Source organism: Umezawaea tangerina, assembly GCF_003002815.1.
GTDB lineage: Bacteria > Actinomycetota > Actinomycetes > Mycobacteriales > Pseudonocardiaceae > Umezawaea > Umezawaea tangerina.
Map to the genome: position 1 here is coordinate 395,331 of NZ_PVTF01000004.1, position 12,698 is coordinate 408,028.

13 protein-coding genes are annotated in these 12,698 nt (G+C 72.7%); 6 read left to right on the forward strand and 7 right to left on the reverse strand.

Going from position 1 to position 12,698, the window contains the following annotated elements; all coding sequences use genetic code 11:
* The first annotated feature begins 146 nt into the window (after positions 1-146).
* Together CLV43_RS47100 and CLV43_RS15835 are read left to right on the forward strand one after the other, a co-directional pair.
* The gene (locus tag CLV43_RS47100) at positions 147-821 is read left to right on the forward strand and encodes a hypothetical protein (protein WP_146174778.1); all 675 of its coding nucleotides are present in this window, start codon (positions 147-149) and stop codon (positions 819-821) included.
* Positions 818-1,492, forward strand: a complete 675-nt coding sequence (locus CLV43_RS15835; protein ID WP_106187921.1) for a TetR/AcrR family transcriptional regulator — start codon at positions 818-820, stop codon at positions 1,490-1,492. Before CLV43_RS47100 ends, CLV43_RS15835 begins: the two co-directional genes overlap by 4 nt.
* A 512-nt stretch (positions 1,493-2,004) precedes the next feature.
* Here CLV43_RS15835 and CLV43_RS15840 read toward each other — a convergent pair.
* The 6 genes from CLV43_RS15840 to thyX form a co-directional block, all read right to left on the reverse strand.
* Positions 2,005-3,684: a ribonuclease J gene (locus CLV43_RS15840; protein ID WP_106187922.1), complete on the reverse strand. Its 1,680-nt coding sequence runs from the start codon at positions 3,682-3,684 to the stop codon at positions 2,005-2,007.
* Positions 3,681-4,598: a 4-hydroxy-tetrahydrodipicolinate synthase gene (dapA, locus tag CLV43_RS15845; RefSeq protein ID WP_106187923.1), complete on the reverse strand. Its 918-nt coding sequence runs from the start codon at positions 4,596-4,598 to the stop codon at positions 3,681-3,683. Before dapA ends, CLV43_RS15840 begins: the two co-directional genes overlap by 4 nt.
* A gap of 105 nt (positions 4,599-4,703) precedes the next feature.
* Positions 4,704-5,324 (reverse strand): TIGR03085 family metal-binding protein, encoded by a 621-nt coding sequence (locus CLV43_RS15850; RefSeq protein WP_106187924.1) that lies wholly within the window; start codon positions 5,322-5,324, stop codon positions 4,704-4,706.
* Positions 5,325-5,348: 24 nt separating this feature from the next.
* On the reverse strand, positions 5,349-6,794 hold the full coding sequence (locus CLV43_RS15855; RefSeq protein ID WP_106187925.1) for a serine/threonine-protein kinase: 1,446 nt from the start codon (positions 6,792-6,794) through the stop codon (positions 5,349-5,351).
* A 91-nt stretch (positions 6,795-6,885) separates the two neighbouring features.
* On the reverse strand, positions 6,886-7,296 hold the full coding sequence (locus CLV43_RS15860; RefSeq protein ID WP_106187926.1) for an ACT domain-containing protein: 411 nt from the start codon (positions 7,294-7,296) through the stop codon (positions 6,886-6,888).
* 6 nt (positions 7,297-7,302) lie between these two features.
* On the reverse strand, positions 7,303-8,055 hold the full coding sequence (thyX, locus tag CLV43_RS15865; protein ID WP_106187927.1) for an FAD-dependent thymidylate synthase: 753 nt from the start codon (positions 8,053-8,055) through the stop codon (positions 7,303-7,305).
* Between the two features lie 173 nt (positions 8,056-8,228).
* On the opposite strand from thyX, the gene CLV43_RS15870 reads away from it, so the two are divergent.
* Positions 8,229-8,795, forward strand: coding sequence for a toxin-antitoxin system HicB family antitoxin (locus tag CLV43_RS15870; RefSeq protein ID WP_106187928.1), 567 nt, complete (start codon positions 8,229-8,231; stop codon positions 8,793-8,795).
* Between the two features lie 16 nt (positions 8,796-8,811).
* On the forward strand, positions 8,812-9,708 hold the full coding sequence (locus CLV43_RS15875; protein WP_106188264.1) for a DUF4097 family beta strand repeat-containing protein: 897 nt from the start codon (positions 8,812-8,814) through the stop codon (positions 9,706-9,708).
* A 90-nt stretch (positions 9,709-9,798) separates the two neighbouring features.
* On the opposite strand, the gene CLV43_RS15880 is transcribed toward CLV43_RS15875, so the two are convergent.
* Positions 9,799-11,001, reverse strand: a complete 1,203-nt coding sequence (locus tag CLV43_RS15880; protein ID WP_106188265.1) for a winged helix-turn-helix domain-containing protein — start codon at positions 10,999-11,001, stop codon at positions 9,799-9,801.
* 106 nt (positions 11,002-11,107) lie between these two features.
* Here CLV43_RS15880 and CLV43_RS15885 point away from each other — a divergent pair, with 106 nt between their 5' ends.
* Together CLV43_RS15885 and CLV43_RS15890 are read left to right on the forward strand one after the other, a co-directional pair.
* Positions 11,108-12,004, forward strand: coding sequence for a sensor histidine kinase (locus CLV43_RS15885; RefSeq protein WP_106187929.1), 897 nt, complete (start codon positions 11,108-11,110; stop codon positions 12,002-12,004).
* Positions 12,001-12,654, forward strand: coding sequence for a response regulator (locus CLV43_RS15890; protein ID WP_106187930.1), 654 nt, complete (start codon positions 12,001-12,003; stop codon positions 12,652-12,654). Before CLV43_RS15885 ends, CLV43_RS15890 begins: the two co-directional genes overlap by 4 nt.
* The last annotated feature ends 44 nt before the right edge of the window (positions 12,655-12,698 follow it).

Below are 12,698 nucleotides of genomic sequence, written 5' to 3' on the forward strand. Positions count from 1 at the left end.
ACATTTTTCGGCGAGCGGGTCGTGTGCGGCGGCTTGGGCCGGCATGGCCTGACGTGCTCTCGCGAATCCTTGGTTGAGCGATCGCTCAACTAGCGCTACCGTTGATTTGAGCGACCGCTCAAACATCGGGAGCAGAGGAGAGAACCGTGGAGCTGACCAGCGGTGGGAGCCGGGCAGGGGTGGGTGTGCCGTCCCGTGACGGGTGGACCTTGGTCGGGACGCGGCCGGTGGGGATGGCGGTGCGGATCGCCGTGGCGGCGCTCGGGACCGGGGTCGTGGGTGGGGCGGTGATCGCGTGCCTGACGGTGCTGTTCGGGGCGACGGAGGTGTCGTTGGCCGCGCGGGTGCTGGTCGTCGGGGTGCCGGTGGTGCTGGTGGCGATGATCGTCACGCGGCTGACGTCGGCGGACGGGACGCCGTCCGCGCGGTGGTTCGGGTGGGTGGTGGCGGTGGGTGTCGGGCTGACCGCGGTGGCGCAGGGGTGGTCGGAGGCGGGCGGGTTCGGTGACGACGTCGGCCGGGCGGCCGCCACGACGGTGCTGCTGGTGGTCTTCGGGGTCGGGTACGGCGCGGTGCCCGCGTTGGCGGCCGTCGTGGTGTCGGTACCGGTGCTGCTCCTGCTCAGAGCGGCGCGGGCGCGGCTGTCGTTGGCCTGGGCGCAGGCGTTGCTGACCGCGATCGCGATGGCGGTGACGGCGGCCTTCGCCCTGTGGGTCGCGGCCGAGCTCAACGCCGGGATCGTGGCCGGGCTGGCCGCGGCGCTCGCGGGGACGGGCGCCGCGCTCACCGCGAGGTGGTGTCTGGTAGACCGGCACGCATGAGCGACGCCGTCCCGCAGACCAGGGCACGAGGCCGCGGCGGGGCCGAGACCCGTGACCGGCTGATCGACAGCGCCATCGGCACCCTGCGGTCCCACGGCATCGCGGGCACGTCCGCGCGGACCATCGCGACGGCGGCGGGCGTCAACCAGGCGTTGATCTTCTACCACTTCGGCGGCATGGACGCCCTGCTCGCGGAGGCCTGCCGCCGCACGACCGAACGGCGGGTCGCCCAGTACCGGGACCGGTTCGCCACCGTCGGCTCGCTGCGGGAACTGCTCGTGGCGGGCCGGGAGATCCACGCCACCGAACGGGCCGAGGGCAACGTCGCCGTGCTGGCGCAGCTGCTGGCCGCCGGGCAGACCGACCCCGTGCTCGGCAAGGTCACCGCCGACGGGCTCGCGCTGTGGGTGACCGAGATCGAGGCGGTCCTCTCCCGGCTGCTGCGCGACTCGCCGCTGGCCGACCTGGTCGACCCGCCGAGCCTGAGCCGGGCGCTGTCCGCGGCGTTCATCGGGCTGGAGCTGTACGAAGGGGTCGACCCCGAGGGCGGTGGCAGCGCGCTGGAGGCGCTCGACCAGCTCGGCGCGCTGGTGGAGGTCGTCGAAGAACTCGGACCGCTGGCCCGGCGCGCGCTGCGGTCGCGGATCCGCAAAGCGGGCGGCCAACCCTGACGGTGTCGCCGGCCGATGTGCGGGCCAGTACGCGACGCCCAACCTGCGGCCGGCTGGGGCGAGTCGACCAGCCCAGCGTGCGGTCCGGCTCGGCATGTTGACTGGCCCTGCTTGCGCCCGGCTCGGCGTGTTGACCAGCCCAGCGTGCGTCCAGCCCAGCGTGCGCCAGGCTCGGCGAGCGTCCGGCTCAGCCTGCTGACCGGCCCTGGGTGCGTCCGGCTCGGCGTGTTGGCCGGCCCTGGGTGCGTCCGGCCATGCGCTGACCTGCCCGCGCCACGCGGACCAGGGGTCCCCCGGTCGTGAAGGCCCCCCGAACTGAACGCTACGCGGGGGGTACGACATTTTCGGCGAGCGCCGGAGCGGGGGCGGGCCGCCTCCGGGGCTCGGGGACCGCGGGACTCGGGGGTTCCAGGGCGCGGGGACCGCGGGGCGCGGGTGTTTCGAGCGGGAAGTGCTTCGAACGAAACAAGCCCGGAACGGGACTGGGGCCGCCCGAAGGCAGCCCCAGCGGGTCAGACGGCGATGATCGTCGGCACGATCATCGGCCTGCGCCGGTAGGTCTCGGCGACCCAGCGGCCCACGACCCGGCGCACGGACTGCGCGATCCGGTGGGTGTCGGTGATGCCCTCGGCCTCGGTGCGCGACAGCTCCATCTCGACCAGCGCGACGGCCTGGTCGAGGGCCTTCGGATCGTCGGAGAAACCGCGTCCGGACACGGTGGGCGGCGAGACCGCGCGGCCGTTGTTGCTGTCGATGGCGACGCTGATGGAGATGAACCCGCCCTCGCCCAGCACGAGCCGGTCGGACAGGGTGGACTCGCCGACGTCGCCGACGGACAGGCCGTCGACGTAGACGTGGCCGACGACGACGCGGCCGGACACGGCGGCCTTGCCGTCGACCATGTCGACGACCACGCCGTCCTCGGCGATCACGACGTGCTGCGGGTCGACGCCGGTGCTCACGGCCAGTGCGGCGTTGGCGCGCAGGTGCCGCCACTCGCCGTGCACGGGCATCACGTTGCTGGGGCGGACGGCGTTGTAGAGGAACAGCAGCTCACCGGCGGGCGAGTGGCCGGACACGTGCACCTTGGCGTTGCCCTGGTGCACGACGTTCGCGCCCAGCCGGGCAAGGCCGTTCACGACGCCGAACACGGCGTTCTCGTTGCCGGGGATGAGCGAGCTGGCGAGCACGATGGTGTCGCCCGCCTGGATGGAGATCTGCCGGTGCTCGCCGCGCGCCATCCGGGACAGCGCCGAGAGCGGCTCGCCCTGGGAGCCGGTGGACACGAACAGCACCTGGTTCTCCGGCAGCCGCATGGCCTCGTCGAGGTCGACGAACAGGCCGTTCGGGACCTTCAGCAGGCCCAGCTCGGCGGCGATGCCCATGTTGCGGACCATCGACCGGCCCACGAGCGCGACCCGCCGACCGTGCGCCACGGCCACGTCGAGCACCTGCTGCACGCGGTGCACGTGGCTGGCGAAGCAGGCCACTATCACCCGCTGCCGGGCCTTGCGGATGACGTTGTCGAGGACCGGGCCGATCTCGCGCTCGGGCACGACGAAGCCGGGGACCTCGGCGTTGGTGGAGTCCACCAGGAACAGGTCGACGCCCTCGTCGCCCAGCCGGGAGAAGCCCGCGAGGTCGGTGAGCCTGCCGTCGAGGGGCAGCTGGTCGAGCTTGATGTCACCGGTGTGCAGCACCAGGCCGGCGGGCGTGCGGATGGCGACCGCGAGCGCGTCCGGGATGGAGTGGTTGACGGCGAAGAACTCCAGGTCGAACGGGCCGTAGGAGCGGAGCTCGCCCTCCTTGACCTCGACGACCTTCGGCACCTGGCGGTGCTCGCGGCACTTCGCGGTGAGCAGCGCCAGGGTGAAGCGGGAACCGATGACCGGCAGGTCGGGGCGCAGCTTGAGCAGGAACGGCACGGCGCCGATGTGGTCCTCGTGGCCGTGCGTCAGCACCAGCGCGTCGATCTCGTCGAGCCGGTCCTCGATGGCCCGGAAGTCCGGGAGGATCAGGTCGACGCCGGGCTGGTCGTCCTCCGGGAAGAGCACGCCGCAGTCGACGATGAGCAGCCGTCCGGCGTACTCGAACACGGTCATGTTGCGGCCGACCTCGCCGATGCCGCCGAGGGCGACGATCCGAAGACCGCCCTCGGGCAGCGCGGGCGGAGTCGTGGTGGGCACGTTCATGCAGAAACCCCAAGGGAAATGGCGGCGGCTGCGAGATCGGCGGAAATCGAGCCGATCTCGTCCGGCGTGGATGGCACCAACGGCAGCCTCGGCTCGCCCACGTCGACACCGCGCAGCCGCAGCCCCGCCTTCGCGTAGGTGACACCGGGCATCCGGGTGAAGGGCTGGAGCAACGGCAGGAGGCCGTGGCTGATCGCCCGTGCTCCCACCACGTCGCCCGCTTCGAAAGCGTCGATCATCGAACGAATGCGGTCCGCGGCGAGGTGGCCGATCACGCTCACCACGCCGACGGCGCCGACCGAGAGCCACGGCAGGTTCAGCGGGTCGTCACCCGAGTAGTACGCCAGGTCCGTCGTCGCCATCACGCGCTGCCCCGCGAGCAGGTCGCCCTTGGCGTCCTTCACGGCGACGATGCGCGGGTGGGCGGCCAACTCCTGGAGGGTGGCGACCTCGATGGGCACGATGGTGCGCGGCGGGATGTCGTACAGCATCACGGGGACGCCGACCGCGTCGGCGACCGCGGAGAAGTGCGCGACGAGGCCGCGCTGCGTGGGCCGCGAGTAGTACGGCGTGACCACGAGCAGACCGTGCGCGCCCGCGGCCTCGGCCTGCTGGGCCGCGCGCACGCTGTGGGCGGTGTCGTACGAGCCCGCGCCGCTGACCACGGTCGCGCGGTCGCCGACCGCCTCGACGACGGCGCGGATCAGGTCCGCCTTCTCGGCTTCGTTGGTCGTGGGGCTCTCGCCCGTGGTGCCGTTGATCACGAGACCGTCGTTGCCCAGCTCGACCAGGTATTTGGCGAGCTGCTGCGCCTTGTCCAGGTCCACTGCCCCATGGGCGTCGAACGGTGTGACCATGGCGGTGAGCACGCGGCCGAAGGGTCGGCCGGGTGAGGCAGTCGGGCATCCGGTCATGGGGCAAACGCTACCTGCAATGCGGGTACCCGCACCCACCGAGGTGGATGCGGGCGACCGCACCGAGTGATCCACTGCACCGGCGCCGAGCGCCGGGGCGCCTTCCTAGAGGGCGGTGTCGAGCCCCCGCACGGCCGCCACGGCCTCCGGGTCGCCGTCGAACTCGACCCGCACCGCCTTGCGGCCCGACCCCAGCAGCACCAGCTCGCCGACCTCGCCGGTCACCACGACCGGCGTCGGCCCCTGCTTCACCGTGATCGACTGGCCGTCGGGCCTGCGGAACACCACGCCGACGGGGCTGCGGCGGTAGGCGAACTTCGACGTGAACGCCAGCGCCTTCCACAGCTTCGCGTCGCGGGCCGGGTCCGGCGGGCGCGGCTCCCAGCCCTCCTGGGCGCGCCGGACGTCCTCGTGGTGGATGAAGAACTCGCCGGAGTTGGCGGGCTCGTCGGCCAGCCGGAACGGCGAGTAGAGCGGCGGGCCCTGGCGGACCAGGTTGACCAGCTCCGTCCACGGCTTGGCGGCGTAGGAGTCCTGGACCTTCTTGGTGTGCCCGGCCAGCGCCTTCAGCCTGATGCCGGGCAGCGCGTCCAGCCGGTGTTCGCGCACGACGAGGTGCGCGGCCAGGTCCTTGGTCGTCCACGGCGAGCACAGCGTCGGCGCGTCCGGCCCCACCTGTACGAACAGATCGCTCAGCTTCTTGCGCTCATCGCGCGCGAGACCCATGCCCCGCACGCTACTCCTGGGTGATCACGAGTCCTTGACGATGACCGACTTCTCGAGCTTGTTGCCGTCCTCGCGCCACACCAGGCAGTAGACGTTGTGCTTCCCGGACCCCTTGTCCGGCTTCCACGCCTTCGCGGTCGGCACCAGCGCACCGTGCTTGAGCTTGCCCTTGTCCGTGTACTCGATCCGGTTCGAGTCGAAGTACATGCCGCAGAAGCTCTCGGCGTAGGTGGTCAGCGCCTCGGCTCCGGGGTAGGTGGTCTTCGCGTTGTCGCCCAGTGCGGAGCTGTCGGCGTAGACCTGCACGTCGTGGCCGTTGCACTCGCTCACCGCGCTGCCGCTGTCGAACTGCGCGGCCAGCGCGAACTTGCCGTCGGCGCAGTAGCCCTCGTAAAGCTCGAAGACCGGGACGTCGCCGTTCTCGCCGTAGCTGAGGGTCTTCACCGCACTGGCCCCGGCCGACGGGGTGGCGATCCACTTGTGCGCGAAGAACCCGCCGGTGAACACCGCGGCGGCGGCGAGCACGGCGGCCGTGACCAGGGCGATCCTGCGGGCCTTGTTCGCCTTCGGGCGCGGGGCGTTCTGGTAGTGCATGGTCGACGCCTGGGTCGGCGCGAAGCCGTGCGGCGGGGTCGGGTTGGCGGCCTGCCGTTCGAGCATGGCGCGCGCCTGCGGGCCGTTGAGCCGGGCCATGGGGTCGGGCATCAGCAGACCGGTGATCACCGCGGCCAGCACGCCGTGCGCCCTGGTGAGCCGGGGCACCTCGTTCATGATCGCGTTCAGCGTGGACGCCGTGGAGGAGCGCTCGTAGGGGCTCACGCCCTCGATGGCGTAGCAGAGGGTCGCGCCCAGCGCCCACAGGTCGGAGGCGGGCGAGGCCTCGTGGCCGTGGATGCGCTCGGGCGCCATGTACGCCGGGGAGCCGATCAGGCTGCCGCTGGTGGTCAGGCGCGGGTCGTCCACGGCCTGGGCGATGCCGAAGTCGGTCAGCTTCACCCGGCCGTCGGGGCGCACCATGATGTTGCCGGGCTTGACGTCGCGGTGCACGATGCCCGCCGCGTGCGCGGCCTCCAGCGCGGACAGCAGCTGCTGCGCCATCGACGACACGCGCTCGGGCGGCATCGGGCCCTGCCGGTTGATGAGGGTCGACAGCGTCGCCGCCTCGACCAGCTCCATCACGATGTAGGTCATCCGGTTCTCGACGACAACGTCGAACACCGTCACGACCGCGGGGTCGTTCAGCCTGCCCGCCGCGCGGGCCTCCCGGAGCACCCGCTCCTCCAGGACGTGCCGCTCCTCGGTCGGGACGCCGTCCGGGAGGTGCAGCTCCTTGATGGCGACGTGCCGCCCGATCACGTTGTCCTGCGCGCGCCACACCACGCCCATGCCGCCGCGGCCCAGTTCGACGAGCAGGGTGTACCTGCCCGCGATGACGCGCGGCTGCGCGGACACACCTTGCTGTCCCGTCACCGAAGCAACTCCTCACCGAATGGACCAGCCGGACCCTAGCTGAGACCCTTCGGGAGGCCGACGGGTTTCACGGTTTCGTGACTTGTTCCTTCTATCGGTCCGAACCGGCCGGATGTTGCTGCTCGACCTGGTGGCCCGCCTCGCTGAGCGCGCGCACCGCCCGGACCAGGTCACCGTCCTTCACCAGCAGGTGGTCGGTGTCGTAGGTGGACAGTGCGAACAGGCTCACGCCCGCCGCGGCCAGCTCGCCCGACAGCGCGGCCATGATGCCGGTCAGCGTGAACTCCAGCGGCCCGCGCACGGTGAGCAGCCGCCAGCCGCCCTTGGTGCTCTCGTCGGCCGGGGCCACCCCGCTGGGGCACACGATCGACAGCTCGTCCGGGGTCCTGGTCACCGAGACCAGACCGGACGCGTCCAGCAGGCCCGCGGGGACCGGCGCGTCGGGGGCCAGCCGGGCGACGCTGTAGTCGCCAGGTCGGACGTCGACGACCAACCGCCTCACCGCGCCTCAGCCTTCGCTGACGAGGGGGCTGGACGCGACCTCGCTGCCGTCGGGCAGCGCCGAGATGACGAAGTCGGCGAACGCGTTGGGCGCGGCCTTCTGCAGCTGCCGCAGGCATTCCACGGCCAGGTCGCGGATCTCCACGTCGGCGTGCTCGGAGGCGCGCATCGCGACGAAGTGCCGCCAGGCGCGGTAGTTGCCGGTGACGACGATGCGGGTCTCGGTGGCGTTGGGGAGCACCGCGCGCGCGGCCTGGCGGGCCTGCTTGCGGCGCAGGGTCGCGCTGGGCACGTCGGCGAACTTCTTCTCCAGGCCCTCCAGCAGGTCCGTGTACGCGGCCACGCTGGCCTCGGCGGCGGCCTGGAAGCGGGCGTGCAGCTCGGGGTCGGAGGCGATGACCTCCGGCTCCACCATCGCGGCGTCGCGCTCGGGCACGTAGCGCTGCGAGAGCTGCGAGTAGGAGAAGTGCCGGTGCCGGATCAGCTCGTGGGTCAGCGAGCGGGAGATGCCGGTGATGTAGAAGGTCACCGAGCCGTGCTCCAGCACGGACAGGTGGCCGACCTCGAGGATGTGCCGGAGGTAGCCCTCGTTCGTGGCCGTGGCCGGGTTCGGCTTCTTCCACGACTGGTAGCACGCGCGGCCCGCGAACTCGGCCAGCGCCTCACCACCGTCGGTGTCCGTGGACCAGGGGACATCCGCGGGCGGGATGAACTCCGTCTTCGCGATCAACTGCACCTTCGGCGACACCGTCTCGGTCACGACTACGGAACCTCTCTCAAAGCCTCTGTTACGCCGAGCAGCGTATCCCGCGCCCTCGCGGCCGGGCGCAACGCTCCGACCCCCTCCTACCGCACCCCTCTGACACCACGATGACCAGACGCTGACATCACCGTTCCCTTGACTGACACCATCGATGACGTCATAGTGGTGTCATGGATCTCTCGCCGTACATCGCATCGCTGCGCGAGGACCTCGCGACCGCCGCGTCCGCCGGGGACGACAACACCCGACGCACGGCCGCCGCGCTGTCCGGCGCGCTGGAGCCAGCCGCGCGGCTGGCCATCATGAACGCACTGTCCGACCTCGCGGCCGAGGTCACGGCCTCGCTGGACGACCGCGTCGTCGAGGTCCGGCTGGACGGCCGGGACGTGCAGGTCGTCGTCACCGGCCCCACCCACGACAGCGAACCGGAGCACGAGGAGGTTCCCCCGCGCTCCTTCGGTGACGCCACGGGCGACATCAGCCGGATCACGCTGCGGCTGCTCGACGAGCTGAAGGCGAAGGCCGAGCAGGCCGCGTCCTCGCAGGGCGTGTCGCTCAACACCTTCGTGTCCCAGGCCGTGCAGGGCGCGCTGAGCAAGGGCGGCCACGGCCGCCACAAGGGTCCGTGGGGCCAGGGCGGTCCGTGGGGCCAGCAGGAGTCGGCCAAGGGGCCGGAGCGGGAAGACACCAAGGGCGGCGGCGGCAAGTCGCAGGTCCGCGGCTGGGTCCAGGGCTGAGGGGGAGATGGTGGAGATGACCGAGTCAGACGTCGTCCGGCAGCAGAGCTTCGACGTCGAGGGCGTCGTGGAGATCGACATCGCGTTGATCTCCGGCCGCGTGCAGGTGCACCTGGTCGACGAGCCCGGCGTGCACGTGGAGGTCCGCTACGACCCGTCGACCGGCGAGTCCTGGACCGCGGGGCTCAGCGGCCTGCTGAGCTGGGTGAACGACCAGTTCGGCGGCACCGCCGCCAAGCAGCAGCCCGCGGGCCCGGCCGAGGCCGTCCGCGACGCCCGCGTCGACCTCGTCGGCTCGCGCCTGAAGGTGCAGTCGTCCAAGGCGCTGCCGCTGCGCGCGGTGCCCCTCAACGTCGTCGTCCGCGCCCCGTCCGGCTCGCACGTGACCAGCAAGACCGGCTCCGCCGACGTCGCCGTCACCGGTGCCGCGGGCAGGCTCGACGTCACCACCGGCACGGGTGACATCACCGCCGACCGCGCCGACGCCGCCGCCGAGGTCAACTCGGGCTCCGGCGACCTGCGCCTCGGCCCCATGCTCGCCGGCCTGCGCGCCAAGACCGGCAGCGGCGACGTGGAGGTGTCCTCCATCGGCGGCAACACCATCCTCTACACCGGCACCGGCGACGTCTGGCTGGGTGCCGTGCAGCACGACGTGCAGATCCGCACCGGCAGCGGTGACGTCACCGTCGCCGACGCCGCCTCCGGCCGCATCCAGCTGGCCACCGGCAGCGGCGAGATCCGGATCGGCATCCGCGCGGGCGTCAAGGCGCAGATCGACGTCTCCTCCCGCTCGGGCAAGGCCCGCAGCGACCTGGACGTCTCGTCCCAGCCCCCGGCGGAGGGCGAGCCGACGCTCTTCGTGACGGGTCGCACCGGCAGCGGCGACGCGCTCGTCACCACGTCCAGCAGCTGACCGACCGAGGACCAGCGGCGTGCGCACCCCCGATGCGCGCGCCGCTCCTCGTCGTCCTGGGGACCTGTGCCCGACCCCCACCCGCCGTCCTCAGCGCACCACCGCCCCGAGCGCCCCGGCCAGGTCGCCCTTGGGCATGACGACCACGCCGTCCAGGCCCAGCCAGTCGGCCATGTGCCGCAGCTCCGCGGCCAGCTCGACGGCCACCCGCCCGTGGTCCCGCCCCGGCTCGGCGAACGCGGACTGGACCCGCAGCACGCCACCCGCCCGGTCGGCCTTCAGGTCGACCCGCGCCACCAGCTCCCCGTCCAGCAGGAACGGGAACACGTAGTAGCCGTGGACCCGCTTCTCCTCCGGCACGTAGATCTCGATGCGGTACCGGAAGCCGAAGATCCGCTCGGTGCGGGCCCGCTCCCAGACCAGCGGGTCGAACGGGCACAGCAGCGCCCGCCCCTGGACCTTCCGCGGCACCCGCGCCTCGACGTGCCGGTAGGCGGGAGCACCCCACCCGGCCACCTCCACCGGCTCCAGCACCCCGGACTCGACCAGCTCCGCCACCGCCCGCTGGCTCGCCTTCGGCGCCAGCCGGTAGTAGTCCCGCAGGTCCGGCTCCGTCGCCACCCCCAGCGCGACCGCCGAGCGCGCGACCAGCTGCCGCGCCCCCTCGTCCGCGTCGACCTTCCGCGCCATGACGTCCGCCGGGATCACCCGTTCGGGCAGGTCGTAGAGCCGTTCGAAGCTCCGGCGCGTGCCGGTGGTCAGCTCCCCCAGCCCGAACAGGTACTCGCACAGCCGCTTCACCTCCGAGCGCCCCCACCACGGCCCGGTCGACCTCGGCCCCTCCCCCAGCAGCTCGCGCTCGATCGCCCCGGCGCCGATCGGCCCCCGCTCCTTGACCACCCGCAGCACGCCCTCGACCAGTTCGGGCGCCCGGTCCGCGATCGACCGGTAGTTCGTCCACCAGCCCAGCTTCTTCGCGCCGGAGTGCAGCAGCGGCCAGTCCTCCACGGGCACCAGGCTGGCCTCGTGCGCCCAGTACTCGACGAGCATCCGGGGCTTGCGCGCCGAGTGCGACCAGGCCGCGTCGTCGACCAGGTCGGCCGGGTACGAGCCGAGCCTGCTGAACAGCGGCATGTAATGCGCGCGGACCGCGACGTTCACCGAGTCGAGCTGGATCAGCTGCACCCGCGACAGCACCCGTTGCAGGTGCCGTCGGCCGGGTGGCGAGGCGGGGCGGGCGTCGGCGAACCCCTGCGCCGCCAACGCGATCCGACGGGCAACGTCCGCGTTCATCTTCTGCACGTCCGGATACTCCCACCAGGCACCGACAGAAACCGCGACCAGGGACATGACCTTCGTCCATTACCGGCCCCGACCGGCGGCTCCTAGAGTCCCGCGCATGAGGTGGGCGCGGAGGACGTGGGGTGCGGCGGCGCTGTCCGCGGTGGCACCGGTCGCGGTGTGGAACACGCTGGCCGTGACCGGCGGCCCCGTGCCGCCGCCGCGGGTGCTGCTCGGACTGGCGCTGCTGGTACCCGGTTACCTGGTCGGCAGGCGGGTCGCCGACGGGCGCGCGCCGGTGCTCGCCTGCGTGCTCGGCGCGGTGTGCACGGCCGTGCTGGCGCGGGAGCCCTGGAACCTGGCGGAGGGCCCGGTGGGGGTGCTCGCCACGGTGGTCTTCCCGTGGTTCGCCGGCCGCTACCGCCGCCAGCACCTGGAGCTGGCCGAGCGGCTGCGCCAGGACGTCCGGCTGGCCCGGCAGCGCGAGCGGACCCGGATCGCCAGGGACATGCACGACTCGCTCGGGCACGAGCTGACCCTGGTCGCGCTGCGCGCCGGGGCCCTGGAGCTGTCGTCCGACCTGGCCGAGCCGCACCGGCGGGCGGCGGGCGAGCTGCGGGCGGGCGCGGGCGCGGCGACCGAGCGCCTGCACGAGATCATCGGGCTGCTGCGCGACGACACCGAGGACATCTCCTCCCTGGTGGACCGCTCGGTCGCCTCCGGCATGACCGTGCGGCTGGTCGGCGACCGCTCCGCCTCGCGCACCGCCTACCGCGTCGTGCAGGAGTCCCTGACCAACGCCGCCAAGCACGCCCCCGGCGCCCCCGTCGAGGTGCGCCTCCGGCACACCCCGACCGACCTCGTGGTCAGCGTCGTCAACGCACCGCCCACCGGCGGCCACGGCCTGGTCGGCCTCGCCGAACGCCTCCGGCTCGCGGGCGGCACCCTCGACGCCGCCACCCGCCCCGACGGCGGCTTCGCCGTGGTCGCGACGATGCGGAAGGACGCGGGGTGATCCGGGTCCTGCTCGCCGACGACGAGCCCCTGGTCCGCGTCGGCGTCCGCGCCGTCCTCGCCACCGACCCCGCCGTCGACGTCGTCGCCGAGGCCGCGAACGGTCGCGAGGCCGTGGACCTGGCCCTGGCCCACCGCCCCGACGTGGCGCTGCTCGACGTCCAGATGCCGGTCCTGGACGGCCTGGACGCCGCCGACGAGATCCACCGCCTGGTGCCCGGCACCGGGGTCGTCATCCTGACCACGTTCAGCGAGGACGCCTACATCGCACGGGCCCTCGGCGGCGGCGCCAGCGGCTTCCTCCTCAAGGCGGGCGACCCTCGCGACCTCCTCGCGGGCGTGCACGCCGTCGCCGAGGGCGCCGCCTGCCTCTCGCCCCGCATCGCCCGGCGCGTCATCGCCGAGCTCGGCGGCGGCAGGCTCATTCGCGCCACCACCGCCCGCGCCCGCGTGGCCGCCCTCACCACCCGCGAGCGCACCGTCCTCACCCTCGTCGCCAAGGGCCTGTCCAACGCCGAGATCGCCCGCAGGCTGCACCTCGTCGAGGGCACCGTCAAGGCCTACATGACCTCCCTCATGGACCGCCTCTCCGTCCGCAACCGCGTCCAGGCGGCCGTCCTCGCCCACGAGGCGGGGCTGGTGGAGGACTGACCGGTCCGGACGCGGGTTGCACCCCCTCGGGGCGCGCACCGGCG

Excerpts from the sequence above, each read along its gene's own strand:
- CLV43_RS15835 (WP_106187921.1), top strand. The coding sequence starts at position 818 with ATGAGCGACGCCGTCCCGCAGACCAGGGCACGAGGCCGCGGCGGGGCC.
- CLV43_RS15840 (WP_106187922.1), bottom strand. The coding sequence starts at position 3,684 with ATGAACGTGCCCACCACGACTCCGCCCGCGCTGCCCGAGGGCGGTCTT.
- dapA (WP_106187923.1), bottom strand. The coding sequence starts at position 4,598 with ATGACCGGATGCCCGACTGCCTCACCCGGCCGACCCTTCGGCCGCGTG.
- CLV43_RS15850 (WP_106187924.1), bottom strand. The coding sequence starts at position 5,324 with ATGGGTCTCGCGCGCGATGAGCGCAAGAAGCTGAGCGATCTGTTCGTA.
- CLV43_RS15870 (WP_106187928.1), top strand. The coding sequence starts at position 8,229 with ATGGATCTCTCGCCGTACATCGCATCGCTGCGCGAGGACCTCGCGACC.
- CLV43_RS15875 (WP_106188264.1), top strand. The coding sequence starts at position 8,812 with ATGACCGAGTCAGACGTCGTCCGGCAGCAGAGCTTCGACGTCGAGGGC.
- CLV43_RS15880 (WP_106188265.1), bottom strand. The coding sequence starts at position 11,001 with ATGAACGCGGACGTTGCCCGTCGGATCGCGTTGGCGGCGCAGGGGTTC.
- CLV43_RS15885 (WP_106187929.1), top strand. The coding sequence starts at position 11,108 with ATGAGGTGGGCGCGGAGGACGTGGGGTGCGGCGGCGCTGTCCGCGGTG.